We start from the raw sequence: 26,193 nt of genomic DNA, 5'->3' as shown, positions 1-26,193 counted from the left end.
TTGAGCAGCACGGTCAGCACCACCGAGGCCACGATCGAGAAGAGGATCATCAGGAGGCAGCCGAACCCGCCGCCGGCGGGCCGGATCTCGGTGTTTCCGATGCGCATGACGTCAGCCCCCGGTCACAGCTCGCGCAGCCGGGGCAGCAGCTCCTCCTGGGCCCAGTCGAGGAACATCGGCTGCCGGTCGCCACCGACCTGGAGCAGCGCCACGTGGGTGAAGCCGGCGTCGACGAACTTCTTGAACGCCTCGACGTGCCGTTCGACGTCCGGGCCGCAGGAGACGCCCTCGGCCACGTCCTCCTCGCGGACGAACTGGGTGGCCGCGTCGAACGCGTCCGGGTTGGGCAGGTCCGCGTTGACCTTCCAGCCCATGCCGAACCAGCGGAACTGGTCGTGCACGATCTTGCGGCACTCGTCCTCGTCGGGGCCGTAGCAGATGGCCACCTGGCCGTAGCGGGGACGACCCGCGCCGCCGGCCTCCTCGTACATGTCGACGAGGTGGGACAGCGGGTCGGTGGCGATCATGGCGTCCGCGTACTCGGCGGCGAGCGTGGCGGACTGCCGGCCGGACGCCGCCACCGCCATCGGCACCGGCCGTTCGGGCCGGTCCCACACGTACGCGTCGGGCACGTCGAAGTGGTTGCCGGAGAACGTCAGCGTCTCGCCGTTGAGCAGCGGCCGGATGATCTGCAACGCCTCTTCGAACATCTCGTGCCGCTGCTGCACGTGCGGCCAGCCGCCGACCACGTGTTCGTTGAGGTTCTCCCCGGCGCCGAGGCCGAGCGTGAACCGCCCGTCGGACAGCACCCCGATGGTGCTGGCCTTCTGCGCCACCACCGCCGGGTGGTAGCGGCGGATCGGGCAGGTGACGAACGACAGCAGCTCCGGCCGGGTGGTGGCGTGGGCGACCGCGCCGAGCACCGACCAGGCGTACGGCGAGTGGCCCTGCGACTCCAGCCACGGGTAGTAGTGGTCGGACATGACCAGGTGGTCGAACCCGGCGGCTTCGGCGCGCACCGCGTGGTCGACCAACTCCTTCGGACCGGCCTGCTCGCACATCAGGGTGTAGCCGACGTTGACCATGGCGCCTCTCCTCCCGGGGTGGATCGTCCCCGGATACCCCAACGGGCGCGCGTCAACCTTGACGCGTGGTTTGATGCTGCCTACAGTCCGCTTAACCGGTTCAGACCGGGGAGGCGCACCATCCTGTGGTGGGGATGACCGCCCCTGTGGCGGCCCGTGACGACGCGGGCCGCCACAGGACTTAACCGGTTGCCTTCAGAGGGTCCATCGGCCTACGCTGATGCCGGCGTCCGGGACCGTCATCACCATCACCGCACCCCCACACGGGCACGGGGGAGATCTCCCTTCAGAGGACAGCCATGAAGAAAATGCTCTCCGCCGCGGGCGTCGCCCTGCTGACGGCGCTCACCGCCGTCTTCGCCTTCGGGCAGCCGGCGCAGGCCGCGACCGGGTTCTCCGTCTCGAACGGTCGGCTCTACGACGCCAACGGCACCGAGTTCGTGATGCGCGGCGTCAACCACGCGCACACCTGGTACCCGCAGCAGACCAGCTCGTTCGCCAACATCAAGGCGCTCGGCGCCAACACCGTCCGGGTGGTGCTGGCCAGCGGTGACCGCTGGACCAAGAACAGCGCCGCCGACGTGGCCAACGTGATCTCACTGTGCAAGGCCAACCGGCTGATCTGCGTGCTGGAGGTGCACGACACCACCGGTTACGGCGAGGACGGCGCCGCCACCACGCTGGCCAAGGCGACCGACTACTGGCTGAGCATCGCCGACGTGCTCAAGGGCCAGGAGAAGTACGTCATCGTCAACATCGGCAACGAGCCGTTCGGCAACCAGGGCTACAGCGCCTGGACCACCGACACCTCGAACGCGATCAAGCGGCTGCGCGCCGGCGGCCTCACCCACACCATCATGGTGGACGCGCCGAACTGGGGCCAGGACTGGTCGTTCACCATGCGCGACAACGCCGGCACCGTCTTCAACGCCGACCCGCAGCGCAACACCGTCTTCTCCATCCACATGTACGGCGTGTTCGACACCGCCGCCGAGATCAGCGACTACCTGGGCCGGTTCCGCACCGCCGGGCTGCCGATCGTGGTCGGTGAGTTCGGCTTCAACCACTCCGACGGCAACCCCGACGAGGACGCCATCATGTCCTACGCCCAGACCAACCGGATCGGCTACCTCGGCTGGTCCTGGAGCGGCAACGGCGGCGGCGTGGAATACCTGGACATGACCACCGGCTTCAACCCGGCCCAGCTCACCAGCTGGGGCCAGCGCATCTTCAACGGCGCCAACGGCATCACCGCCACCTCGCGTGAGGCCTCGGTCTACGCCGGCAGCTCGCCGAGCCCGACCACCAGCCCGACGACGAGCCCCAGCCCGACCACCAGCCCGACCCCGAGCACGCCGCCGACCACCACGCCCCCGCCGGCCGGTGGCTGCACCGCTGCCCTCACCGTCGTCAACTCGTGGCAGGGCGGTTTCCAGGGCGACGTCAAGGTGACCGCCGGTTCCGCCGCGATCAGCGGCTGGACGGCGACGTGGACGTTCGCCAACGGCCAGACCGTCAGCCAGGCGTGGAACGCCACGGTCAGCGGCAGCGGATCGACCTGGACCGCCCGCAACGTCGACTACAACGGCCGGCTCGGCGCCGGCGCCAGCACCACGTTCGGCTTCATCGGCAACGGCAGCGCCGGCACGCCGGCGGTGACCTGCTCCGCGAGCTGACCGACCGCGCACCGGGTGGCCGGGTCCGCACGGACCCGGCCACCTTTCTTCGCGTACGCGGTCAGCCCCGGGTTGTCGCCCGCGCGGCAGCGAGATTGGCGCGCACGGTCCTGGTCGCCGAATGTTCGGGCCCCAGGGTTCGTTCACACTCAGCCAGGGTCTGCTCGTAAAGGGTGATGCCCTGTGCGGTACGTCCTGCTGACGTGTAGGCGTGGGCGAGGTTGTTGCGGGAGGTGAGCGTGTCCGGGTGGTCGTTCCCGAGGATGCGTTCGCGCTCGGCGAGAGTGTGCTCGTGCAGGGCGATGGCATCCGTGATGCGTCCTGCCGACATGTAGGCGTGGGCGAGGTTGTTGCGGGAGGTGAGCGTGTCCGGGTGGTCGTTCCCGAGGATGCGTTCGCGCTCGGCGAGAGTCTGCTCGTGCAGGGGGATGACCTGCGCGGCGCGTCCCGTCGCCACGTAGACGTAGGCGACATTGCTGCGGGAGATCAGCGTGTCCGGGTGATCGGGTCCCAGGATCCGTTCGCTGTCGGCGAGAACTTGTTCGTGCAGGGTGAGGGCTTCCGTCATGCGTCCTGCCGACGCGTAGGCATGGGCGAGGTTGTTGCGGGAGGTGAGCGTGCCCCTGTGATCGGGGCCGAGGACGCGTTCGCGGTCAGCGAGGGTCTGCTCGTGCAGGGGGATGGCCTCCGCGGTGCGACCCACTGACACGTAGGCAGTGGCGAGGTCGTTTCGGGAGGTGAGCGTGTCCGGGTGATCGGGTCCCAGTGCTCGTTCGCTGTCGGCGAGGACCTGCTCAAGCAGGACTACGGCCAGCTCGACGCGACCCGTCGTCTCGTAGGTGAGGGCGAGATCGCTGCGGGCGATCAGGGTGTCCGGGTGGTCGGCTCCCAGCACCCGTTCCCGATCGGTGAGGAGCCGCTCCGACAAGGCGAGGGCACGGGCGACGTCGCCGGCACTACGCAGGGCGCGCGCCGCCCAGAGGAGCTGGATCAGCAGCAGCGGTGATGGTTCGGCGACGTGTCCGTGCAACGTGAGGATGTGGGCCACGAGCTCGTCGACCTCGGCTCGGCGTTGGGCGACCTGCGCGTACGGCAGGTGGTCGGTGAGTCGGTCCAGCATCTCGGTCGCGGCGGCGACCGCGTCGGCCAGCGGTGGTGTGGTGTCCGCTCCGGTGGCGAGGTGGCGGATCACCCGGGCGGTCAACCGGTGCACCGCCACGACGACGCGGTCCCGGCCGCGCTCATCCTCCACCGCGCCGCCGAGCGTGACGAGTGACGCTCCGGCGAGCAGGTCCAGCGCCCGCCCCACCCCGCCGGCAAGGCCCAGCGCGTCCGCCCCGGCGACGAGCAGCTCCCGACTGATACCGTCCGCCGACAGCAGGGCCAACACCGTCAACAGGCGTACCGAGTCCCCGCTCGGATCGTCCGCGACGAGACCCGCCACGCTCAGTTGGGTGGCCTTGAGCACCCCGGGATGATCGGTGCCTGCCTGCCGGCGCAGGGTCGCGTCCAGACTCTGCCCGTCCAACGCCTCCAGGTAGCGACGATATGCCAGCTTGTTGCGCACGATGTACGCGGCGGCCTGTGCCAGCCCCAACGGCAACCAGCCCAACTGTTCGCCGACCTCGCCGGCATCCGGGCTGTCAGCCAGCCCGGTCGCCTCCCGTAGGAACCGCCGCCCCTGCTCCGAGCTGAACAGGCCCACCGGTACGACGGCGACGCCGGGCATGGCCGCGAACTCCTGCCGGTTGCTGGTGATCAGCACCGTCGCGCCGCCGGGGCCGGGTAGGTACGGCGCCACGTCGTCCGGGTCGTCCACGTTGTCGAACACCACCAACTGCCGGCCCCGTCGGCCTTCGCTGAGCCACCGGGTCACCGCCGTCGCCAGCTCGTGTGGCATCTGGTCGGCCCCGCTCCGGAGTCCGACATGTTCGGCCAACAGGGCCAGCTCGGCGGTCGGTCCACCCTCGGCGTTGAGCCACGCCACCAGGTCGTAGCCGTCCTCGGCGCACTGCCGCGCGTACGCGGCGGCCAACTGCGACTTGCCTACGCCGCGCTGCCCGGCGAGCGCCACCAGGGCGGCGCGGCCCTGGCCCTTCAGCGCCCGCCGCAACGCCCGGACTTCCGCCGGTCGGTTCTGGAAGTGCCACGCCACGCGGGGCACCGCGCCGAACACCCGCGACGAGTCGGGGCCGCCCTTATGTGCTGTCCGGGCGGGCCTGAGCGCAGCCAGGAGGGGTGGCACGAACATCGTCGCCAGTGCGGCCAGCGCGCCGGAGACGACCGCCACCGGCGTCTTCCCGTCGGCGACCAGCGACCAGCCGATCAGCGCCGCCGTCGCTCCGACCACCACGACCAGCAGCCCTCGCCGCAGCCACCGTCCCCGATGCACGGACACCACCGCACCGTACCCACTGTCATCAACCGGCAACAGGCGGACCGGGTGAGGTCGTCAGGCTCCCACGACGGTCACGCTGTGCGCCCCGTACGCCTCGACGTTGCCGTTCGTTCTCGTCACCACGATGACGGGCTCGCCCTCGTGGAGGGCGTACCGGCGTCGTTCTTCCGGATCGGGCATCCGCGCCTGCACCTGGTCGCCCTTGCCCACGGTGACGGTGGTGCGCTCCCGCTCGCCCCGGACGAATGTTCCTCGACTCTGTACGACCACGATCAGGCCCTCGCTTCGCAGTTGCTGGAGCGCGCGGCGGACCGTGAGTCGGCTGAGTTGGTATTCCTGGGTGAGGCTCAGTTCGGTTGGAACTCGCTGACCAGGAGCAAGCCGGCCTGAACGGATGGCCTGCCGAAGCCGGTCCGCGAGTTGCTTCCAGGTGGCGACATCGGGATCGAAGCCGCTCTCATCGCTCACGCCCGCACGCTAGGTGACTTCATGCTGTCAGGCTGTTGTGTTTACATCAATACAGCACTTAGAGTGAAGTCACTTGCGGTTTGCTGACGGAGGAGCGCGACATGCGTGGGCACGTCACCTACGACCAATACGTGATCGCGGCGGCGCTGACCTTCGCCCGACGACATCGGCCGGTGTGGTCGTGGACCAGGTGGTGCAGGGTCTGCCGCTGTGGATCCGACCTGCCGTGCCGGGCAAGACATCACCTCCCGATCAAGCGCGCGCACTGGCCAGGGGAGGAGAGGTGACCGCACACGACCCGGTCATGCCCCGCTGGCACTGCTCCGGATGCCAGCGCCCGTGGCCCTGCCCCATCCGTCGTCAGGAGCTGCGGGCCGAGTACGACCAGGCGCCGTTGTCCCTCGCCCTCTACCTGGCCTCGCGCCTGGTGTCCGCCACACAGGACATGGCCAGCGCCTCGCCGACCGCCCTCCATCGTCGCTTTCTCGGCTGGCTGCGATGAGCCGGATCGAGCGCGGAGACGAGAAGTTCCACTACTCGGACAACTCGCACCGATGGATACCGCCGGATCCGGACTTCCCACAGGAGGTGTGGGACGAGATGGTGCGGCAGCACAAGGAGAAGCACCTTCGGCCGTCCACCAGCCCACGCGTCGCTCGCCGCTCGATCTGACCGAGCCGGCCGGCCTGCCGTACGATCTGGCGCGCGTCGGGCCGACCGGGCGGCGCGCGACCGTCGGGAGGGGACGCGATGAGCACGCCGGGGACCAGGGGACGACCGTCGGGGCTGGTGATCGGCTCACTCGTGGCGATCTCGTTCGGGACCGTCTTCGTCATGGTGAACAGCGGCGGCCTGCCCGCGCCCTGGCCGCTGGTGCTGCGGATCGCCGGCCTGCTGGTGGCCGCGCTGCTCCTGGTCGGCCTGTTCCGGGTGGCCCGGCAGGCCCCGTCCGGCGCGCAGGGACCGGAGGCGGCGGGGTTCATGGACCGCCGCTACTGGATCGTGGTGGCGGTGGAGGCGGTCGCGCTCTTCGGCGGCCTCGCCGTGATCAACAACGTGTTCGACCGGCCCGCCGTGTCGGTGGCCTGGGTCGCGGTGGTGGTGGGCGTGCACTTCTTCGGCCTGGCGGCGGTGTGGCGGATGCCGCGCTACCACTGGCTCGGCGCGGTGATGACCGCACTGGGCGTGGCCGGCTTCCTCGCCCACGCCCTCGGCGCCACCGCCGCCACGGTCGGCCTGATCTCCGGCGTCGGCTGCGGCGCCGCCCTGTTCGCCACCGTCGCCCTCGCCCTCCGCGACACCACCGCGCACACGAGTTGACCAAGGAGTTCGCGTCACGAACCGGGCGGATGCCGACGCAAACTCCTTGATCAACGAAGGCGGGCCGGCGGTGGGGGTCAACGAGGGTGGAGCAGGCGGGCGGCGCGGGTCAGCAGGTACTCCTGTTCGGGGCGGCTGGTGGTTCTCGCGGCGGCGGCGCGGTAGTGGGTTGCCGCGGCGTCGTGGTCGCCGGCCATCTCGTGCAGGTGGGCGCGGGCCGCGTCGAGCCGGTGTGAGCCGGCCAGCCGGGGATCGCCGGCCAGGTCGGCGAGCGCCGCCAGTCCGGCGGTCGGGCCGTGCACCATGGCGGTCGCCACCGCGCGGTTCAACGCCACCACCGGGCTGCCGGTGAGCCGTTCCAGCACGCGATAGAGCGCGAGGACCTGCGGCCAGTCGGTGGCCGTCGCGGTCGGCGCCTCGTCGTGCAGCGCGGCGACGGCGGCCTGGAGCTGGTACGGCCCGACCGGCCCCCGGGTCATCGCGTCGGTGACCAGCGCGGTGCCCTCGGCGATGGCGGCGGCGTCCCAGCGGGACCGGTCCTGCTCGGCCAGCGGGATCAGCTCCCCGGCCGGGCCGGTCCGGGCGGCGGCGCGGGCGTCGGTGAGCAGCATCAGGGCGAGCAGCCCGGTCACCTCGCTGTCGCCGGGCAGCAGCCGATGCATCTCCCGGGCCAACCGGATCGCCTCCTCGCAGAGGTCGACCCGCCGCAGGTCGTCGCCGAGGCTCGCGGTGTGCCCCTCGGTGAAGATCAGGTAGAGCATGTGCAGCACGGCGGCGAGCCGGGCCTGCCGATCGGCCGGCTCAGGCAGCCGGAACGGCAGGCCGGAATCGCGGATGCGCTGCTTGGCCCGGCTGATCCGCTGCGCCATGGTGGCCTCGGGCACCAGGAACGCGCGGGCGATCTCGGCGGTGCTCAGGCCACCCACCGCGCGGAGCGTCAGCGCGATCGCCGACGGCGTGGTCAGTGAAGGGTGGCAGCAGAGGAAGAGCAGCACCAGCGTGTCGTCCCGGTCGCCGGTCAACGGCTCGTCGGCCGCCGGTGCGGTCCGCCGGTCGTCGCCGGAGCGCCGGGCCGCGCGGTCCTCCCGGTCCCGTCGCGCCGTCTCGGCCCGCACCAACTCGATCATCCGCCGGTACGCGACCCGCGTGAGCCAGCCGCGCGGATGCTCCGGCAGCCCCTCGACCGGCCACTGCCGGCTCGCCGCGAGCAGCGCCTCCTGGACCGCGTCCTCGGCGGTGGCGAAGTCACCGAACCGGCGGGCGAGCACGCCGAGGACCTGCGGCGCCAGCTCGCGCAGCAGGTCCTCGACGGTGTGGTCGGCCAGTGTCACATCTCCTGCGGCGGGCCGGACATCACCGGGTGCACCTCGATCGGCATGCGCAGCGGTCGCCCGCCCGGGCCGGGTGCGGTGGAGATGAACGCGGCGATCTCGATCGCCCGCTGCGGCGTCTCGCAGTCGACGATCCAGAAGCCGGCCAGGAACTCCTTCGTCTCCGCGAACGGCCCTTCGGTGATCACCGGCGCGCCGTTCCCGCCGGCCCGCACGATCCGGGCCTGCTGCGGGCCGCCCAGCCCTTCGCCCTGCACGAACTCGCCGTCGGCCACGAGCTTGGCGTTGACCTCCCCCATGAAGTCGAGGTGCGCCCGGAACTCCTCCGGGGTCCAGGTGTCGACCGGCGGGAAGTCGGTCCCGGCGGCGCTGAACTGCATCAGCAGCATGTACTTCACGATTCGCTCCTCACGCCGAGCACCGATTGTCGGTGCTTCCACGCTCGGGTAGAAGCCACCACCCCGGTTCTCGACATCCGTCGCCGGTCTCCGGTGAAGAGTTTCACCGCGCGACCGCGGTCGTCTCCAGTTCGACGAGCACGTCGGGCTCGAAGAGGCGGTCCACCCCGATCAGCGACGCGGGCGGCAGGGGGCGGGGCAGGCCGAGCTCCTCGGCGACCGACTCGATCCCGGCCATGAACGGGCCGATCAGCTCGGGCTGCCATCCGGTGACGTAGAAGGTCAACCGGACCACGTCGTCGAAGGAGGCGTCGGCGCCGGTGAGGGCGCGGCCGGTGTTCCGCAGCACCTGCGCGACCTGCCCGCTGAGGTCGCCCGGTGCGACGGGCGTGCCGTCGCCCAGTCGGGCGATCTGCCCGCTGACGTGGATGTGTCGAGCCCCGGTGGCCACCGCCACGTGGTGGTAGGGCGTGTGCGGCTGAAGGCCGTCGGGGCTGAAGCGGGTGACAGACATGGTTGCTCCTCGGTGTGCGAACTCCGGTTTACTATTGATACCTAGTTGACGGAGGACACTTCAAGGAGACCTGGTTTCATGCGCGATACCACCACCCCGCGGACCGGTGAGCTGCGGATCGACGCGCCGCACCGCGAGCTGCTCGACCAGGTGCTGGACAAGTGGTCGCTCAGCGTCCTCAACGAGCTGTGCGAGCGGCCGTGCCGCTTCAACGAGCTGCGCCGGGCGATCCCGGCGGTGACGCAGAAGTCGCTGACCGCGACGCTGCGACGGCTGGAACGCAACGGCATCGTCGAACGCCTCGTCGTGGCGACCCGCCCGGTCGCGGTGGAGTACCGGATCACCCCGTTGGGCAAGACGTTGCGCGCGCCGATCGACGTGCTCCTCGAATGGGCCGACGCGCAGATGCCCCGGATCGAGCAGGCCCGGCGGGCGTTCGACGCCGCGGGGGAGTGACGGTCAGGCGGCGGTGACCTCCCACAGCAGCGCCTGCTCCGGGTGCAGGGCCGGCAGGTGCAGGCCGACCGTCCCGAGCACCGACCCGGGCAGCGTCACCCCGGCGCCGGACGCCAGCCAACCCGGCGGGGCCAGCTCCAACAGCGCCGGCTCCGGCACCCCGGCCGGCGGGCGCACCAGATAGCGCCGCGTCGGGTCCAGCCCCGGCAGCCGCACCGCGCCGGGCACCTGGGCGACGGAGGTGGCGACGCGGCTGACCGCGTACACCGCCCGGGAGCGGTCGTGGGCGACCACGCCGTGGGCCTGCACGGCCGGGTCCGGGTGGTCGACCCGGACCACCCGCCCGCCGTGCAGCAGCGGGCGCAGCCGCTTGTGCAGTGCCACCCAGGCGGCCAGTTCGGCCCGCGTGGACGCGTCGATCGCGGCGATGTCCCACTCGATGCCGTGGTGGCCGAAGAGCGCGGTGACCGCCCGGAAGCCCAGGTCGTGCACGCGGTGCGTGGTGTGCGAGCGCTCCGGCCCGATGTGCGTGCCGATCAGCTCCGGCGGCAGCAGCAGCCCGGTCCAGCGCTGCACGGTCAGCCGTTCCAGCGCGTCGTTGCAGTCGCTGGCCCAGACCCGGTCGGTGTGGCGCAGGATCTCCAGGTCGACCCGGGCGCCGCCGGACGAGCAGCTCTCGATCTCCAGGCCGGGGTGCCGGGCGCGCAGCTCGTCCAGCAGGCGGTAGACCGCCACGGTCTGCCCGTGCACGCCGGGACGGCCGCCGTGCCCGGCCTCGGTGAGGTCACGGTTGTGGTCCCACTTGAGGTACGCGATGCCGTCGTGCCCGCTCAACACCGCGTCGAGCCGGTCGCGCAGGTACGCGTACGCGTCCGGGTGGGCCAGGTCGAGCACCTGCTGGTGCCGCCACGACGGCGGCAGCCGGCCCGGCGCCTGGAGCACCCAGTCGGGGTGGGCGCGGAACAGGTCGGAGTCGGGATTGACCATCTCCGGTTCGACCCAGAGCCCGAACTGCATGCCGTGCCCGCGTACGTGGTCGACGAGGGGTTGCAGCCCGCCCGGCCAGACCTGCTCGTCGACCCACCAGTCGCCGAGCCCGGCCAGGTCGTGCCGCCGGCCGCGGAACCAGCCGTCGTCGAGCACGAAGCGTTCCACGCCCACCTCGGCGGCCCGGTCGGCGAGCGCCCGCAGCCGGTCCAGGTCGTGGTCGAAGTAGACCGCCTCCCACACGTTCAGCGTCACCGGGCGCGGCGTGCGCGGATGACCCGGCCGGGCCCGCAGGTGGGTGTGCAGCGCGTGGCTGAGCCCGTCCAGCCCGTCCGCCGACCGGACCGCGTACAGCAGCGGCGTGGCGTACTCCTCGCCGGGCCCGAGCACGATCTCGCCGGGCGCGAGCAGCTCCCCGCCACCCAGCGTGGCCTCGCCGGTGGGGCGACGCTCGGCCACCGTGACGTGGTCGCCGCTCCACGCGGTGTGCACCGCCCACACCTCGCCGTGCCCGAAGCCGAAGCCGGGCGTGCCGGCCACCAGCAGCAACGTGGCGTCGTGTCCGGTGCGGCCGTGCCGCCCCTCGCGGACCCAGGCGCCCATCGGCCACGGGTGCCGCTGCGGCTCGCGTTCCCGGCACCAGCGCCCGGTCAGGTCGAGCAGCTCGGTGGCGACCGCCGGCACCGGCAGCACGGGGGTCAGCTCGCGCAGCTCGTAGCGGCCGTCGCCGTCGTTGCGCAGCCGGTGCCGCAGCGTCAGCACCCCCGCCGGGTCCAGCGTGATCTCGATCGTCAGGCTCAACTCCGCGCCCGGGTCCGCCGCCCGCACGGTGACCCGCGCGGCCCTGGCCCCGGGTCCGTCGTCGCTCGGCGGGTCGATCACGTCGAGACCGACCAGGCGAAAGGCCGTGGACCAGTCCCGGCCGTCGCGGTGGCCGGCAAGCCCGGGCCGGCCACTCCAGCCCGCGCTCCCCTCGGGCAGCAGCGACAGCATGGTGGGTTCGTCGAAGCTGCTCGGTACCACCGGCGCGACGGTGGCGTCGACCAGCCCGGAGAGGTCCGCGGTCGACAGCTGCCCGAGGTCGGCACCCCAGTGCACGACTCGGGGCAGCCCCGGGCCGCGCGCGTCGAGCACCAGGCTGGTCCCCGCCCGGCGCAGATGAACGATGACCGAAGGCGTCATGACCGCTCGATTCTCGCTGGTGCCCCCGCGCTCGTCACGCAGAGCGACGCGAGCGGAGGGGGCAAGAGTCATGAGCGCTATGACTAGGAGGCATAATTATTCCTCCTGGTCATATCGCTCTTTGGGGATAATCGCCCGGAGCCCTGGTCCGGAGCCCGGCGCCGTCAGCCCTTGGAGGCTCCCAGCGTCAGGCCCCGGACGAACTGCTTCTGGAGCAGGAAGAAGATCACCAGGGTGGGGATCGCGACCAGCACCGAGCCGGCCGAGACGAGGTTGTTGTCGGTGAAGAACTGGCCGCGCAGGTTGTTCAGCGAGCTGGTCACCGGGAACTTGTCGCCGGTACGCATCAGCACCGTCGCCCAGAAGAACTCGTTGTAGATCCAGGTCACCTCCAGCGTGGCCAACGCGGCCAGCGCCGGTCGGCACAGCGGCAGGGTCACCTGCCAGTACTGCCGCCACACGCTCGCCCCGTCGACCATCGCGGCCTCGTACAGCTCGTGCGGCAGCGCCTTCATGTAGTTGCTCAGCACGAAGACGCAGAAGCCGCACTGGAACGCGACGTTGACCAGGATCAGCCCCCAGTAGCTGTCGTAGAGCAGCTCCGAGTCGCTCATCCAGGCCGGCAGCGGGATCTGCGTGAACATCCGGAACAGCGGGATCAGCAGGGCCTGCTGCGGCAGCAGGTTCGCGGCGGTGAACAGACCCAGCAACGCGATGTTGAGCTTCCAGCTGAACCGGGCGATCACGAACGCCACACAGGACGCGAGGAAGAGCGTGAGCAGCACCGCCGGCACGGTGATGTAGAGCGAGTTGAGGAAGTGCTTGCCGAATTCGGCGGTCCGCCACGCGGTGACGTAGTTGTCGATCGTCCAGCCACCGAACGAGACGTAGCCGTGCACGGCGGTGTACTGGTACGAGCGGAACGAGGTGAGCACCGCCCAGAACAGCGGGAACAGCCAGCCGACGGCGATCGTACCCAGGAAGAGGTGCAGCACCACCCGGGCCGGCCGCAGCGGCCGGCGGCGGCCGGGGGAGACGGCGGCGGTCATCGCTTGTCCTCCCGCATGACGGTCCAGAGGTAGACGGTGATGAAGATCAGGGAGACGGCCAGCATGATGGTGGCCAGCGCCGAGCCGAAGCCGATCCGGCTCGCCTCGCCGACCACGTTCTGGGTGACCAGCGCCGAGATCAGCTCCAACCCGTTGCGGCCCTTGTTGATCACCCAGACCAGGTCGAACGCGCGCAGCGACTCGATCACGGTGACCACCAGCACGATGATGTTGATCGGGCGCATCACCGGGAAGACGACCCGGAAGAACGTGCTGGTCTCCGAGGAGCCGTCCACGGCGGCGGCCTCCCGCAGCGACGGGTCGACGCCCTTGAGGCCGGCCAGGTAGAGCAGCATGATGTAGCCGACGTGCCGCCAACCGGCGGCGACCAGCACCGCCCAGATGTTCACGTTCGGGTCGCCGTACCAGTCGGTGTCGCCGCCGAACACGCCGTTGAGCAGGCCCTGGTCCCGGCTGTAGATGAGCTGCCAGATGAAGCCGACGAGCGCCAGCGAGAGCACCACCGGCAGGTAGAGCGCGGTCTGGTAGAACCGGCTGCCGCGCAGCTCCTTGTCCAGCAGCACGGCGAGGAACATCCCGATCGGGGTGGCCACCACGAAGAGCGCGGCCAGCCAGAGCAGGTTGTTCTGCACCGCGGGGACGAACGGCGGGTAGTTGTTCACCACGTCGTCGTAGTTCTTCAGCCCGACCCAGTCGATCTCGCCGAGCGGGCCGATGCCGTCCCAGTCCGTGCCGGAGAGCAGCACGGTCGCCGCCGCCGGCAGCCAGACCAGCGCGAGGACGAGCAGCAGGGGTACCAGCACCATCAGCGTGATCACCACGCGGTCGGTGCCGGACAGGAGCCGTAGCCGGCGACCGCGACCACCGGTGGCGGTGGTCGCGGCCGGCGGCGGCACGGCGCGATCCGCTTGGATCAGGGGCAGGTCGGACATGGTGTCCTTCCCCCTTCCGCCGTCAGCTTGTGAAGATCGACTTCTTCTGGTTCTCGACGCTGGTGAGCATCCCGCTGATGTCCTTCGGGTTCTTGATGAACTGCTGGAGGGCCGGGATCATCACGGTGGAGGCGAAGTCCGGCCGGGTGTCCCGGTCCAGGAACTGCGCGATCTCGGTGGCGGAGCCGACCAGTTCGGCGGCCTTCTTCTGGAGCGCGGTGTAGCCGGCGGTGTCCGCGCCGCTGTTCGCGACAAGCGTGCTCGGGTCGTTCTTGACCGTGACGTTCGCGGCGTCCTTCGAGCCCAGGTACGTCAGCAGCTTGGTGGCGGCGTCCTTGGACTTCGGCTTGCGGGCCATCATGTACCCGTCGATCGGCGCGTCCAGGGCCTTCGCGCCGATCGTGGAGTCGATCTCGGGGAACGTGAAGAAGTCCAGGTCCTCCAGGTCGGCGCCGCTGAACTGCTGGCCGACGAAGAGGCCGAGCAGGTACATGCCGCTCTTCTTCTGCTGCAACGACTGGGCGGCCTCCTGCCAGGTGCGGCCCAGCGCGTCCGGCTGGTGCAGGGGGAGCAGCCCGGCCCAGGTGTCGAACACCTTCTTCACCTTGTCGGAGGTCCACGCCTCCTTGCCGGCCATCAGGTCGACGTGGAACTGGTAGCCGTTGATCCGCAGGTTGAGGATGTCGAACGTGCCCATCGCCGGCCAGCCGTCCTTGTCGGCGAAGGCGATCGGGGTGAGGCCGTCCTTCTTCATCTGCGCGCCGAGCGTGGTGAGCTGGTCCAGCGTGGTCGGCACCTGGTAGCCGCGCTGCTGCCAGACCGACTTGCGGTAGAAGACCGCCCACGGGTAGTACGACGCCGGCACGAAGTACTGCTTGCCGTCGTCGCCGGTGGACGCCTTCTTGAACGCGTCGGAGTAGCCGTCGAGCTTGCCCCACACGTCGCTGAGGTCACCGGCCAGGCCCTTGGCCGCGAAGAACCGCATCCGGTAGCCGGCGAACCAGGTGAACACGTCGTCCGGCTTGCCCTGCAGGTAGTTGTTGATGTTCTCCTGGAACGTGTTGTGGTCGACCGTGTTGACGTTGACGGTCACCCCGGACGATGTCTTGAAGCCGTCCACCACCTTGGCGACGACGTCCTTGGGTTTCGGGTCCGACTGGTTCGAGCCGAGCGTGACGCTCTTCGCGTCGCCGCCGGATCCGGAGTCGGAGTCGCCGCAGCCGGCGAGCGCGCCGGTGCCGAGCAACGCGCCCGCGCCGGCCGCGCCGGCCAGCAGCGAGCGTCGGCGCAGGCCGGCGACGGACGGGGGGACGAGCCGGGCGAGGTACTCGGCCTGTGAGCGGGGACGGGACATGGTGCCTCCTGCGGGGACGAGGTGGCTACGAGATCCACCGAGAATCCACACGTCCGAACAGAAATAGCCGGTGGCGGTTGAAGCTACCCGTTGGTTCAGCGCTGTCAAGAGGGCGAAAGGGCGGCGATAACCGTGCTGTGGCAGGGGAAAGCCATGGTAAACGTTGTAATCACTGTCGATGTTGGAAAGTGTTGACTTGGCTGTCGTTCGCGGGCACCCTCAGCTCTCATGCGGAACTGGCACGGCGAGGGCATCTGGTACGGCGCCGACTACAACCCGGAGCAGTGGCCCGAGGACGTGTGGCCCGAGGACGTCACGCTGATGCGCCGCGCCGGGGTCAACCTGGTCTCGGTCGGCATCTTCTCCTGGGCCCTGCTGGAGCCGGCCCCCGGCCGGTACGAGTTCGGCTGGCTCGACCGCGCGCTCGACCTGCTGCACGACGGCGGCATCCGCGTCGACCTGGCCACCGCCACCGCCAGCCCGCCGCCGTGGCTGGCCCACCGGCACCCGGAGACACTGCCCCGCCGCGCCGACGGCACCGTGCTGTGGCCCGGCGGCCGGCAGGCGTACTGCCCCAGCTCGCCGATCTTCCGGGACCGCTCGCTCGCCCTGGTCGAGGCGGTCGCGACGCGGTACGCCGCCCACCCGGCGGTGGTGCTCTGGCACGTCTCCAACGAGCTGGGCTGCCACAACGTGCACTGCTACTGCGACGTCAGCGCCGAGGCGTACCGCCGCTGGCTACGCGAGCGCTACGGCGACCTGGACGCGCTCAACGCCGCCTGGGGCACCGCGTTCTGGAGCCAGCGCTACCACGACTGGGCCGAGGTGAATCCGCCGCGCGCCGCGCCGACGTTCGCCAACCCCACCCAGCAGCTCGACTTCCTGCGCTTCTCCTCCGACGAGCAGCGCGCCCAGCTCCGCGCCGAACGGGAGCTGCTGAACCGGCTCGTCACCCAGCCGGTCACCACCAACTTCATGATCGGCACCGGCATCAAGTACCTGGACTACCACTCCTGGGCCGCCGACGTGGACGTGGTCGCCAACGACCACTACCTCACCGCCGCCGACCCGCGACCGCAGGTGAACCTCGCGCTCGCCGCCGACCAGACGCGCGGCGTGGCCGGCGGCGCGCCCTGGCTGCTCATGGAGCACTCCACCAGCGCGGTCAACTGGCAGCCCCGCAACGTGGCCAAGACGCCCGGCCAACTACGCCGCAACAGCCTGGCGCACGTGGCGCGCGGCGCCGACGGGGTGCTCTTCTTCCAGTGGCGGGCGTCCCGGGCCGGCGCGGAGAAGTTCCACTCCGCGCTGGTGCCGCACGCCGGCCCGGAGACCAAGGTGTTCCGCGAGGTCAGCCAGCTCGGCGCCGACCTGCGCGCGCTGGCCGAGGTACGCGGCAGCCGGGTCGACGCCGACGTCGCCGTGCTGTTCGACTACGAGGCGTGGTGGGGCGCGGAACTCGACTCCCACCCCAGCGTCGACGTCACCTACCCCGACCGGTTGACCGCGCTGCACGCCGCGCTCTGGCGGGCCGGCGTCACCGCCGACGTGGTGCACCCGTCGACGGACCTGTCCCGCTACCGGCTGGTCCTGGTGCCCACGCTCTACCTGACCCGCGACGCGGACACCGCCGCGCTACGCCGCTTCGTCGACGCCGGCGGCACCGCGCTGGTCACCTACTTCAGCGGCATCGTCGACGAGCACGACCACATCCGGCTCGGCGGCTACCCGGGCGCGTTCCGGGACCTGCTCGGCGTACGCGTGGAGGAGTTCTTCCCGCTGCGCGCCGACGAGACGGTCCGCCTCGACGACGGCGCCCACGCCGACGTGTGGACCGAGTGGCTGCACGCCGAGGGCGCCGAGGTGCGCGCCGCGTACGCCGACGGGCCGCTGCCCGGCGTGCCGGCGCTGACCCGCAACGCGGTCGGCGCGGGCGCCGCCTGGTACGTCGGCACCCGGCTCGACGACGCGGCGACCGACCGGCTGGTGGCCCGACTGCTCACCGAGGCCGGCGTGCGCCCGCCGGTGCCCGCGCCGGCCGGCGTGGAGGTGGTCCGGCGTCGCTCGGCGGAGCGGAGCTGGCTGTTCGTGGTCAACCACACCGACGACGCGGCCCGGCTGCCGGTCACCGGTGTCGAACTGCTCACCGGCGAACGGTGCGACGGCGACCTGGTGGTGCCGGCGGGGGAGGTGGCGGTGGTGCGCGAGGAACCGGTCTGATGCTCGCCCAGCAACGGCAGAGCGCCATCCTGGAGCTGATCCGCCAGCGCGGCGGCGTCCGGGTCAGCCACCTGGTCGACCGGTTCGGCGTGTCCGACATGACCATCCGGCGTGACCTGGAGGCGCTGGCCGAGCGCGGGCTGATCGACAAGGTGCACGGCGGCGCGACGCTGGCCGGCCCCGGCTCCACCGAGGAACCCGGCTTCGCGGCCAAGTCGGTGCGGCAGCGGGCCGAGAAGCAGGCGATCGTCGAGCGGGCCGCCGGGCTGGTCGAGCCGGGCATGGCGGTGGCGCTCTCCGCCGGCACCACCACCGCCGCGTTGGCCGCCCGGCTCGCCGGGGTACGCGGACTGACCGTGGTCACCAACTCGATCCCGGTCGCCGACGCGCTCTACCAGAACCCCCGCGCCGACCAGAGCGTGGTGCTCACCGGCGGCATCCGTACCCCGTCGGACGCGTTGACCGGCCCGGTCGCCGAGGCGGCCATCGCCGCGCTCAACGTGGACCTGCTCTTCCTCGGCGTGCACGGGATGAGCCGGCGTACCGGCTTCACCACCCCCAACCTGCTGGAGGCGGCGGTGAACCGGCGGCTGATCGGCGCCGCCCGCCGGCTGGTCGTGCTCGCCGACCACACCAAGTGGGAGACGATCGGCATCGCCACCATCGCGCCGCTGGACGAGGCCGACGTGCTGATCACCGACGCGGGCCTGCCCGCGGCGGCCCGCCGGGAACTCGGCGAGCAGGTGGGCGAGCTGATCGTCATGCCGGTGGCCTGACCTTTCAGGCATTTCCCAGCCATTGCGGTTAGGGTGCCCTGCACGGCCCGCGGGCTCCACGGTGGAGCCCGCGGATGGCGGAGGCGGAGTGGCGATGGTCTTCAAGAAGATGTTGAGCGCGTTCGGCGTGGGCGGCCCCAGCGTCGACACCGTGCTGACCAACCCGAACACCCGGCCCGGGCTGGCCCTGGACGGGCACGTCAACCTGGTCGGCGGCGACGCGCCGGCGCGCATCGAGCGGATCACCGTCGGCCTGGTCACCCGGGTCGAGATCGAGGGCGGCGACACCGAGTACGCCGGCGTCATGGAGTTCCACCGGATGCCGGTCAGCGACGCGTTCGAGCTGGCCCCGAAGCAGCAGCTCGCCATCCCGTTCCAGATGCCGGTGCCGTGGGAGACCCCGGTCACCGACGTCTTCGGCCAGCGACTGCACGGCATGACCATGGGCCTGCGCACCGAGCTGGCGGTGGCGCGGGCGGTCGACAAGTCCGACCTGGACCAGGTGTCGGTGCACCCGCTGCCGGTCCACGAGCGGATCCTCGACGCGTTCCAGGCGCTGGGTTTCCGGTTCAAGCACGCGGACCTGGAGCGCGGCCACATCTACGGCGTGCCGCAGACGCTGCCGTTCTACCAGGAGATCGAGTTCTACGCCGCGCCGCAGTACGCGCAGACCGTCACCGAGGTCGAGCTGACGTTCGTGACCAGCCAGCAGGGCGTCGAGGTGATCCTGGAGTGCGACAAGCGCGGCGGCTTCCTCAGCGCCGGGCACGACGTCTACGGGCGATACTCCGTCCCGCACAGCGACGCCGCGCGGACCGACTGGCCGCAGGTGGTCGACGGCTGGCTGCGGGAGACCACGTCCCGGTACGGCGGCCTGCGCGCCCAGGGCTTCGGCGCCCCGCAGGGCCACTACGGCGCCCCCGGTCACTACGGTCCGCAGGGCCACCACGGTCGTCGTGGCGGCGGCATGGGCGGCATGGTGGCGGGCGCGGCGCTGGGCGTCGCCGGCGGGCTGGTGGCCGGCGAGATGCTGGAGGACGCCTTCGAGGGCGACGACGGCGGGGACTTCGGCGAGGAGTGACGGCAAGCGACGACGCCCCCGGGACGGATCCCGGGGGCGTCGCCGGTCACGCGGCGCGGGTCAGTGCCGACCGCGACGCTCCTTGCCGGAGCGGCGCGCGCTGCCCGCCTTCGACAGACCACGGCTGATCAGGTACGCGCCGGTCAGCGCGGTCAGGTACCACCAGGCCTGGTTCGGGTTGTTGATGTTCAGGCCGTTGGCGGTGGTGCCCTTCCAGAACGCGGCGATCACGACGACCGCGGCGGCTGCGGCGTACACCCAGAACTCGGTGGTGAGGAACGCCTGCTTCGTCTCGGTGCCGGGGGCGGGCATCTCCTCCCGGTGGCCGTCGTGCATCGACGGCATCGGACGGGTCGGCGACTCCATCATGCTCGACCGGTTCTGGACGTCCGACATGGGCCGGTTCATCGGCCTGGTGGATGCGGCCTGCGTGCTCATCTGGTCCTCCTCAGGATTTGATGAGTCGTACGGCACCCCTCGCCCCGCTGCCGCAGTTCGGCCACGGCACGGTTCGCACTCTGTGGCGGGGGCACCCTCCGACTACCCGCCCCCCGAGACAAGCTAACCGGCGGGTGACGACGGTGTGCCGGGCCGCGCCCCGAACCGGACATCCGGCGCTGCGGGGAGTCAACGGCGCTGCGGGGAGTCAACCGACGCGCCTCCTGGCCGGTTTCAGCCTTCCGACCCCGGGCACGCAGCACGGATACCCACACCACGAGCTGCGAGGTGGTTGACGTGCGTGAGGACGACATCCGGCAGGACGCCGCCCGGCAGGCCGAACAGCGGGTCGCCGGTGGCGTGTACGGCGAGGGCGCGCTGGACGAGGTCACCGTGCCGCCGACCGACGAACAGCGGGTGGTCCAGGAGTCGGATCCGGACGACCCGGCGCACGTGGCGATCGACCCGGACGTGCTGCGCGACGGCGGGCCGACCCGCGGCCAGGGCGCGGTGACCACGACCGGCGGCACGGCCGGCCCGGCCAGCGTGCGCCGAGTGGCCCGGCAACCGGAGCGGCATCCGGGCAAGGTGGCGCCGACCACCACCGGGGACGCCACCACCGGCGGGCTGAGCACCCCGGCCGGCGGGTCGACGAGTGACGCCTCGGCCCCCGGCGCCCAGGTCGGCAACGTCACCGACGAGGGCGCCAACCCCGGCTGAGCGGTGTTAAAAGGGGGCCCCGCCTCTACCGAAAACGTTAAGCAGGGCCCCCTCCTTACGTCCGGAGGATGGTGAGGCGCTGGGTGGCGCGGGTGAGGGCGACGTACAGGTCGCTGTGGCCTCGGGGGGACTCGGCGACGATCCGGTCCGGGTCCACCACCAGCACCGAGTCGAACTCCAGCCCCTTGGCCTGCTCGGTGGTCAGTACCACCACCCGGTTCGCCAGCTCCGGCTGCTCGCCGACGGCCGCCTCGGGCAGCGCCGCGACCACTGCGGCGCCCAGGTCGGCCACCCGCCCGGCCGGCACGATCACGCCGAGCCGGCCGTCGCCCAGGTCGGCGGCCTCGCGGGCGCTCGCCTCGACCAGCTCGACGGCGAGCCGGTCCGCCGGAACGGTCCGGTCCTGCGGCGGTACGCCGGCGGCGCGTACCGAGCGGGGTGGGCGCAGCGCCGGGTCGATCTCGGCGAGCACGCCGGCGGCGACCGCCATGATCTCGGCCGGGGTGCGGTAGCTGACGGTCAGCTCCTCCAGCCGCCACCGGTCCGCCACGTACGGGCTCAGCGCCTCGCCCCAGGACGGCGTGCCGGCCAGCGCGCCGGTCTGCGCCACGTCCCCGACGATGGTCATCGACCGGCTCGGGCAGCGGCGCATCAGCAGCCGCCAGGCCATCGGCGAGAGTTCCTGCGCCTCGTCCACGATGACGTGCCCGAACGCCCAGGTGCGGTCCGCGGCGGCCCGCTGGGCGGTGGTGAGCCGGTCGGACTCCTCCTGCCGTTCGGAGAGCCGGGCGGCGTCGATCAGGTCGGTCACGCCGAGGATCTCACCGCCGTCGGCCTCGTCCTCCACGTCGATCGAGCGGGAGCCCCGCCAGATCTCCAGCACGCCCTCGGCGTACTCGCGTTCCATCGCGCGGATCCGGTCCCGGCGGGCGGCGGCGGCGCGTTCGTCCTCGCCGAGCAGCTCGGCGGCCTCGTCGAGCAGCGGCACGTCGGCCGGGGTCCAGCCGCCGGGCTCCCGGTGCAGCGCGGCCCGCTCGGCGTCGGTGAGCATCGGCGCGGCGGTGGCGATCCGCTCCGGCGACGCGAACAGGTCGGCGAGCAGCCGCTGCGGGGTGAGGACCGGCCACAGCTCGTCGAGCGCGGCCACGATCTCCGGCTCCTCGCGCAGCTCGCGGCGGATCTCCGCCCGGTCCGCCTCGGAGAGCAGGTTCTCCCCGCCGAGCGGGTCGGCGCCGATGCGCTCGGCCACCTGGTCGGCGAGCGCGTGCACGATCTCCACGTCGAACAGCGCGCGGGCCAGGTTGTGCGGCCGGCCGGTGCGCCGGACCCGGTCGCGGGCCTGGCGGACCGTCTCCGGGTCGAGCGTGAGCACCTCGCGCTGGGGCAGCTCGACGGTGATCGGCTCGGCCGGCACCCACTGCCGGTCCCGGACCGCGCCGGCGAGCACCTCGGTCAGCACCGCGCGGCCCTTCAGCGCCGCGGTGGTGGCCGGCTCGGTGCGCCGGGCGTGCACACCCGGGAACAGGTCGGCCTGGGTGCGCAGCAGCACGCCGGTCTCGGCCAGCGCCGGCAGCACCTGGGAGATGTAGCGCAGGAACGTGGCATTCGGGCCGACCAGCAGCACGCCCCGGGTGGAGAGCTGCTGGCGGTGGGTGTAGAGCAGGTACGCGGCCCGGTGCAGCGCCACCGCGGTCTTGCCGGTGCCGGGCCCGCCCTGCACCACCATCACGCCCGGCAGGTCGGCGCGGATGATGCGGTCCTGCTCGACCTGGATCGTCTCGACGATGTCGCGCATCCGGCCGGTGCGTCCGGCGTTGAGCGCGGCGAGCAGCGACGCCTCGCCGGTGACCTCCTCGTGCGCGGTGGGGGAGGCGGCGGTGATGTCCAGCACCTCGTCGTTGAGGCCGGTGACCTTCCGGTCGCGGGTGCGCAGGTGCCGACGCCGGCGTACGCCCTGCGGGTTGGCGGCGGTGGCCAGGTAGAACGGGCGGGCGGCCGGGGCACGCCAGTCCATCAGCAACGGGTCGTACTCGCCCGAGGTGTCGAAGATGCCGATCCGGCCGATGTAGCGGGCGGCGCCGTCGTCCCCGTCGAGGCGGCCGAAGCAGAGGCCGGACTCGACGGCGGAGTACTGCTCGACCTGGTCGGCGTACATCGCCACGGTGGAGTCGCGCTGCGAGCGGGCCTGCTGGGTGCCGCCGGTGTGGCGCAACTCCTCGTCGAGCCGGCGGGCGGCCTGCTCGCGCAGCCCGTCCAGCCGGTCGTAGAGCATCGAGACGTACTCCTGCTCGCGACCGATTTCGTCGTCGTCCTGGTGCAGCTCACCCGACACGTCGGAGTGCGTTGACAAGCGGGCTCCTCATTGACTAAAATTGCCGCAGGAATGGCATTCATAAGCCATTCCTTTTTTGTGCCTGAACTGAGAAAGATAGCGCGTCGCCCGCCATTGCACCAAGCCCGGACACGGCTCGGGGCCCGGCCGGCGCGCGCCGACCGGGCCCCGGGCCCGACGTTCGATCAGCCCTTCGCGGCCTGGTAGAGCCGCTCCGGCGTGACCAGACCGGCCACCACCCGGCCGTCGTCGGTGAGCAGCACGCTGAACAGCTTGCCGCTCAGCAGCCGCCCGCTGCCCCAGTCGCCGCTGACCTTCGGCAGGTCGCCGAGCACCTTCGCCAGCATGTCGGCGTCCGGCGCGCCCGTGCCGCCGGCCTTGGCCGCGCCGTCGAGCCCGGCCGGGTCGCCGAGCTTGGCGACCACCACCGTGGTCCAGCCGGTGCCGACGGTACGCACGTCCGGCCGCTCGGCGTCCGCCGCGCCGGGCTTCCGGTCGGCGGCCGGGCCGGGACGCGTCTCGGTCGTCTCCTCGGTGACCTTCACCCCGGGCGGCGGGTTGAACCGGAACTGGTCGGCGTCCGGGGTCCGGAAGTCGACCTGGGTGAACGCCACCTCGAACGCCGGCTCGTCCTGACCGTCGGCGAGCACCTCGAAGCGCAGCGGCACGTGCTCCTTCGCGTCCAGCGCGATGCGCACCTGGTGCACCAGCGACGCCTTGTCGCGCGGCGTGAGCACCAGCTCGTACACGTCCCGCCCGGCCACGGTGGCGGACCGGCCGACGGTCACCGCGGTGGTCGGGTCGATCGCGGCCAGCGCCTGCTGGGCGGCGTCGGCCGGGGTGGCCGGCGCGGACGGCAGGTCCTTGCCGTCGGCCGGGAGCTTCCGGTGGACGGCGGTGTTCTCCCGACTGCTCCAGGTCCAGACGTCGCGGCCGTCGCGCAGCACGTCCTGCTCGCCGAGCGTGTCGACCAGGGCGAGCCGCTGCCGGTCCTCGCCGCCGTACCAGACGCGCAGCGTGTGCGTGCCGGAGACCAGCCCGGCGAGCTGGTTGCCGCTGGCCTGGCCGGCGAGCGCGGCGATCGGCGGCAGGCCCAGGTCGGCGCGCTGCACGACGGTGCCGGAGAGCCCGTCCAGGCGGGACGTCCGCAGGTCGTCGAGCAGTTGGGCGGCGCTGCGCGGGGGCAGGGCCGGGTCGGCGGCGGCGAACGTGCCGATCGCGGCGCCGCCCCCGATCACGGCGACCCCCGCGGTCACCGGGACCAGCCAGCGCAGCACGGCGCGGTTCTTCATCACAGACATCAGTGTGCACCTCCTTGCGCTCCATGCTGCGGGATCGTCGCTGTGAGGACGCTGAGCCGATCCCCTACGGGTGACCCGGTGGTGGCACCCTGGACCGGTGCGGTTGCTGGTGGTGGAGGACGAGACGCGGCTCGCCGCGGCGTTGCGTCGGGGCCTGTCGGCGGAGGGCTTCGTGGTGGACGTGGCGGCCACCGGCCCGGCCGGGCTGGACGCGGCCCGGCACGGCGACTACGACGCGATGATCCTCGACGTGATGCTGCCCGGCCTCTCCGGCTACGAGGTGGTGCGCCGGTTGCGTGCCGAGCAGCGCTGGCTGCCGGTGCTGATGCTGTCCGCCAAGGACGGCGAGTACGACCAGGCCGACGGCCTGGACTGCGGCGCCGACGACTACCTGACCAAGCCCTTCTCGTACGTGGTGCTGCTGGCCCGGCTGCGGGCGCTGCTGCGCCGGGGCGCGCCCCGGCGGCCGGCCGTGCTCACGGTCGGTGACCTGCGGCTGGACCCGGCCCGGCGGCGGGTCACCCGGGCCGACGCCGAGGTGGCGCTGACCAGCCGCGAGTACGCGCTGCTCGACTACCTGATGCGCCGACCCGGCGAGGTGGTGTCCAAGACCGAGCTGCTGGACCACGTCTGGGACGCCTCGGTGGACACCGCCCCGAACGCGGTGGAGGTCTACGTCGGCTATCTGCGCCGCAAGATCGGCCGGGAGCGGTTGGAGACGGTCCGCGGCGCCGGCTACCGGTTGGCCACGTGAGCGGCCGGCGACCCCGTCTCGGCCTGCGGGCCCGGCTGCTCGTGGTGGGCGTGCTCGGCCTGGCGCTCGGGTTCGCGCTCGGCGGCGCGCTGCTGCTCGGCGCGCTCGGCTGGACGCTGCAACGCTCGGCCGACGCGGAGGCGTTGCGGACCGCGGACGCGGTCGCGTTGCTCACCGCCGAGGACGCGCTGCCGGACCCGCTGCCGGTGGCCGGCGGCCAGTTGCGCGTGCAGGTGGTGGACGCGCAGAGCCGGATCCGGGCCGCCTCGATCGACGCGGACCGGTTGGTGCCGATGCTCGGCCCCGACGAGCTGCGGGCCGGGCAGCGGCAGCGGCTGGTGGTGGACGGGCAGCGGGTCGGCCTGTCCGGGCCGGTCCGGGTGGTGACGGTGCCGGCCGGCACCCCGGCCGAGCCGCGGACGGTGCTGGTGGCCAAGTCGCTGTCCGACGTGCGGCACAGCCTGCACGTGGTACGCAACCTGCTGCTGGTCGGCTTCCCGCTGCTGGTGGCGGGCCTGGCGGTGGTGGCCTGGCGGGTGGTGGGCGCGACGCTGCGCCCGGTGGAGGAGCTGCGCAGCGGCGCCGCCGAGATCACCGGGCGGGCCGGGGCGGAGCGGCTGCCGGTGCCGGCCGGGCAGGACGAGATCCACCGGCTCGCGGTCACGCTCAACGACATGCTGGACCGGCTGGCCGCGTCCCGGGACCGGCAGCGGGCGTTCGTGGCCGACGCCGCGCACGAGCTGCGCAGCCCGCTGACGAACATGCGTACCGAGCTGGAGGTGGCCCGACGTCTCGGGGACGGCACCGACTGGCCGGCGGTCGCCGACGACCTGCTCGCCGACACCGAGCGGCTGAGCCGTCTCGTCGACGACCTGCTGCTGCTGGCCCGCCTCGACGAGGACGACGTGCGCCCGGCCCGGCCGGCGGCGGTGGGCCCGGTGGAGCTGGGTGAGCTGCTGCGCGCCGTGGCGGCCCGCTACCCGTCGCCGCCGGTGCGGCTGGCGGTGCCGGCCGGGGCGTGGTGGACCGAGGGGGACCCGGGGGAGCTGCGCCGGGTGCTGGTCAACCTGGTGGAGAACGCGATCCGGCACGCGTCCGCCGAGGTGCGGCTGGCCGTCGCCGGGCCGGAGGGCGCGTACCACCTGGTCACGGTGACCGACGACGGGCCGGGCGTCCCGGCGGCGGACCGGGAGCGGGTGTTCGCCCGGTTCACCCGGCTGGACGACGCGCGGGCCCGCGACGCCGGCGGCGCGGGCCTCGGCCTGGCCATCGTGCGGGAGCTGGTGCGCCGGGCCGGCGGCACGGTGGAGCTGGCGGACGCGACGCCGGGTGCCGCCGCGCCGGGGCTGCGGGCGACGGTACGGCTGCCCGCACTGGCCGAGCCGGACCCGGAGTGACCG

24 protein-coding genes are annotated in these 26,193 nt (G+C 72.2%); 11 read left to right on the top strand and 13 right to left on the bottom strand.

Going from position 1 to position 26,193, the window contains the following annotated elements; all coding sequences use genetic code 11:
• Nucleotides 1–122 precede the first annotated feature (122 nt).
• The gene (locus tag C8054_RS21325) at nucleotides 123–1,085 is read right to left on the bottom strand and encodes a TIGR03557 family F420-dependent LLM class oxidoreductase (protein WP_107159376.1); all 963 of its coding nucleotides are present in this window, start codon (nucleotides 1,083–1,085) and stop codon (nucleotides 123–125) included.
• A gap of 299 nt (nucleotides 1,086–1,384) precedes the next feature.
• Here C8054_RS21325 and C8054_RS21320 point away from each other — a divergent pair, with 299 nt between their 5' ends.
• Entirely contained in the window at nucleotides 1,385–2,761 is a 1,377-nt protein-coding gene (locus C8054_RS21320; RefSeq protein ID WP_107159374.1) for a cellulase family glycosylhydrolase, read from the top strand.
• A gap of 61 nt (nucleotides 2,762–2,822) precedes the next feature.
• Here the strand turns inward: C8054_RS21320 and C8054_RS21315 are convergent, their stop codons facing one another.
• Both C8054_RS21315 and C8054_RS21310 read right to left on the bottom strand, forming a co-directional pair.
• Entirely contained in the window at nucleotides 2,823–5,159 is a 2,337-nt protein-coding gene (locus tag C8054_RS21315; RefSeq protein WP_146179949.1) for a tetratricopeptide repeat protein, read from the bottom strand.
• A 54-nt stretch (nucleotides 5,160–5,213) separates the two neighbouring features.
• Nucleotides 5,214–5,627, bottom strand: a complete 414-nt coding sequence (locus C8054_RS21310; RefSeq protein ID WP_107159370.1) for a GntR family transcriptional regulator — start codon at nucleotides 5,625–5,627, stop codon at nucleotides 5,214–5,216.
• A 181-nt stretch (nucleotides 5,628–5,808) separates the two neighbouring features.
• Between C8054_RS21310 and C8054_RS21300 the strand changes: the two genes are divergently transcribed.
• The 3 genes from C8054_RS21300 (at nucleotide 5,809) to C8054_RS21295 (ending at nucleotide 6,947) form a co-directional block, all read left to right on the top strand.
• Complete coding sequence (locus C8054_RS21300; RefSeq protein ID WP_233219813.1) at nucleotides 5,809–6,129, top strand: hypothetical protein; 321 nt, start codon at nucleotides 5,809–5,811, stop codon at nucleotides 6,127–6,129.
• Nucleotides 6,126–6,299, top strand: a complete 174-nt coding sequence (locus C8054_RS32340; RefSeq protein ID WP_199199862.1) for a hypothetical protein — start codon at nucleotides 6,126–6,128, stop codon at nucleotides 6,297–6,299. Before C8054_RS21300 ends, C8054_RS32340 begins: the two co-directional genes overlap by 4 nt.
• A gap of 78 nt (nucleotides 6,300–6,377) precedes the next feature.
• Nucleotides 6,378–6,947: a hypothetical protein gene (locus C8054_RS21295; protein WP_107159364.1), complete on the top strand. Its 570-nt coding sequence runs from the start codon at nucleotides 6,378–6,380 to the stop codon at nucleotides 6,945–6,947.
• A gap of 77 nt (nucleotides 6,948–7,024) precedes the next feature.
• On the opposite strand, the gene C8054_RS21290 is transcribed toward C8054_RS21295, so the two are convergent.
• The 3 genes from C8054_RS21290 to C8054_RS21280 form a co-directional block, all read right to left on the bottom strand.
• The gene (locus C8054_RS21290; RefSeq protein ID WP_306766821.1) at nucleotides 7,025–8,278 is read right to left on the bottom strand and encodes an RNA polymerase sigma factor; all 1,254 of its coding nucleotides are present in this window, start codon (nucleotides 8,276–8,278) and stop codon (nucleotides 7,025–7,027) included.
• Nucleotides 8,275–8,667: a YciI family protein gene (locus C8054_RS21285; RefSeq protein WP_233219854.1), complete on the bottom strand. Its 393-nt coding sequence runs from the start codon at nucleotides 8,665–8,667 to the stop codon at nucleotides 8,275–8,277. The genes C8054_RS21290 and C8054_RS21285 overlap by 4 nt, the downstream gene beginning before the upstream one ends.
• A 112-nt stretch (nucleotides 8,668–8,779) precedes the next feature.
• Nucleotides 8,780–9,190 carry a RidA family protein gene (locus C8054_RS21280; protein ID WP_107159359.1) on the bottom strand — a complete coding sequence of 137 codons (411 nt, stop codon included), beginning with the start codon at nucleotides 9,188–9,190 and terminating at the stop codon, nucleotides 8,780–8,782.
• Between the two features lie 78 nt (nucleotides 9,191–9,268).
• On the opposite strand from C8054_RS21280, the gene C8054_RS21275 reads away from it, so the two are divergent.
• Nucleotides 9,269–9,646: a helix-turn-helix domain-containing protein gene (locus C8054_RS21275; RefSeq protein ID WP_107159357.1), complete on the top strand. Its 378-nt coding sequence runs from the start codon at nucleotides 9,269–9,271 to the stop codon at nucleotides 9,644–9,646.
• Between the two features lie 3 nt (nucleotides 9,647–9,649).
• Here C8054_RS21275 and C8054_RS21270 read toward each other — a convergent pair whose 3' ends face one another.
• From C8054_RS21270 to C8054_RS21255, 4 genes are all read right to left on the bottom strand, one after another.
• Entirely contained in the window at nucleotides 9,650–11,815 is a 2,166-nt protein-coding gene (locus C8054_RS21270; RefSeq protein ID WP_107159355.1) for an alpha-galactosidase, read from the bottom strand.
• A gap of 164 nt (nucleotides 11,816–11,979) precedes the next feature.
• Nucleotides 11,980–12,864 (bottom strand): carbohydrate ABC transporter permease, encoded by an 885-nt coding sequence (locus C8054_RS21265; protein ID WP_107159353.1) that lies wholly within the window; start codon nucleotides 12,862–12,864, stop codon nucleotides 11,980–11,982.
• Nucleotides 12,861–13,817, bottom strand: a complete 957-nt coding sequence (locus tag C8054_RS21260; protein ID WP_107159351.1) for a carbohydrate ABC transporter permease — start codon at nucleotides 13,815–13,817, stop codon at nucleotides 12,861–12,863. Before C8054_RS21260 ends, C8054_RS21265 begins: the two co-directional genes overlap by 4 nt.
• 22 nt (nucleotides 13,818–13,839) lie before the next feature.
• Nucleotides 13,840–15,171, bottom strand: coding sequence for an ABC transporter substrate-binding protein (locus tag C8054_RS21255; protein WP_107159349.1), 1,332 nt, complete (start codon nucleotides 15,169–15,171; stop codon nucleotides 13,840–13,842).
• Nucleotides 15,172–15,399: 228 nt separating this feature from the next.
• Between C8054_RS21255 and C8054_RS21250 the strand changes: the two genes are divergently transcribed.
• From C8054_RS21250 to C8054_RS21240, 3 genes are all read left to right on the top strand, one after another.
• Nucleotides 15,400–17,391 carry a beta-galactosidase gene (locus C8054_RS21250; protein WP_107159347.1) on the top strand — a complete coding sequence of 664 codons (1,992 nt, stop codon included), beginning with the start codon at nucleotides 15,400–15,402 and terminating at the stop codon, nucleotides 17,389–17,391.
• Nucleotides 17,391–18,167, top strand: a complete 777-nt coding sequence (locus C8054_RS21245) for a DeoR/GlpR family DNA-binding transcription regulator (protein ID WP_107159345.1) — start codon at nucleotides 17,391–17,393, stop codon at nucleotides 18,165–18,167. Before C8054_RS21250 ends, C8054_RS21245 begins: the two co-directional genes overlap by 1 nt.
• A gap of 94 nt (nucleotides 18,168–18,261) precedes the next feature.
• Nucleotides 18,262–19,248: a sporulation protein gene (locus C8054_RS21240; protein WP_107159471.1), complete on the top strand. Its 987-nt coding sequence runs from the start codon at nucleotides 18,262–18,264 to the stop codon at nucleotides 19,246–19,248.
• 60 nt (nucleotides 19,249–19,308) lie between these two features.
• On the opposite strand, the gene C8054_RS21235 is transcribed toward C8054_RS21240, so the two are convergent.
• Nucleotides 19,309–19,644 carry a hypothetical protein gene (locus tag C8054_RS21235; protein ID WP_199199865.1) on the bottom strand — a complete coding sequence of 112 codons (336 nt, stop codon included), beginning with the start codon at nucleotides 19,642–19,644 and terminating at the stop codon, nucleotides 19,309–19,311.
• Between the two features lie 339 nt (nucleotides 19,645–19,983).
• Between C8054_RS21235 and C8054_RS21230 the strand changes: the two genes are divergently transcribed.
• Nucleotides 19,984–20,406: a hypothetical protein gene (locus C8054_RS21230; RefSeq protein WP_107159340.1), complete on the top strand. Its 423-nt coding sequence runs from the start codon at nucleotides 19,984–19,986 to the stop codon at nucleotides 20,404–20,406.
• A gap of 55 nt (nucleotides 20,407–20,461) precedes the next feature.
• Here the strand turns inward: C8054_RS21230 and C8054_RS21225 are convergent, their stop codons facing one another.
• Nucleotides 20,462–22,678, bottom strand: a complete 2,217-nt coding sequence (locus C8054_RS21225; RefSeq protein ID WP_233219832.1) for an AAA family ATPase — start codon at nucleotides 22,676–22,678, stop codon at nucleotides 20,462–20,464.
• A 245-nt stretch (nucleotides 22,679–22,923) separates the two neighbouring features.
• The gene (locus C8054_RS21220) at nucleotides 22,924–24,039 is read right to left on the bottom strand and encodes a sigma-E factor regulatory protein RseB domain-containing protein (RefSeq protein WP_107159336.1); all 1,116 of its coding nucleotides are present in this window, start codon (nucleotides 24,037–24,039) and stop codon (nucleotides 22,924–22,926) included.
• 97 nt (nucleotides 24,040–24,136) lie between these two features.
• Here C8054_RS21220 and C8054_RS21215 point away from each other — a divergent pair, with 97 nt between their 5' ends.
• Nucleotides 24,137–24,793 carry a response regulator transcription factor gene (locus C8054_RS21215; RefSeq protein WP_107159334.1) on the top strand — a complete coding sequence of 219 codons (657 nt, stop codon included), beginning with the start codon at nucleotides 24,137–24,139 and terminating at the stop codon, nucleotides 24,791–24,793.
• Nucleotides 24,790–26,190 (top strand): cell wall metabolism sensor histidine kinase WalK, encoded by a 1,401-nt coding sequence (locus C8054_RS21210; protein ID WP_107159332.1) that lies wholly within the window; start codon nucleotides 24,790–24,792, stop codon nucleotides 26,188–26,190. The genes C8054_RS21215 and C8054_RS21210 overlap by 4 nt, the downstream gene beginning before the upstream one ends.
• Nucleotides 26,191–26,193: the final 3 nt, after the last annotated feature.

The sequence above is a fragment of the Micromonospora sp. RP3T genome (assembly GCF_003027925.1).
Classification (GTDB): Bacteria; Actinomycetota; Actinomycetes; order Mycobacteriales; family Micromonosporaceae; genus Micromonospora.
This window is presented reverse-complemented; position numbering and strand designations above follow the sequence as displayed.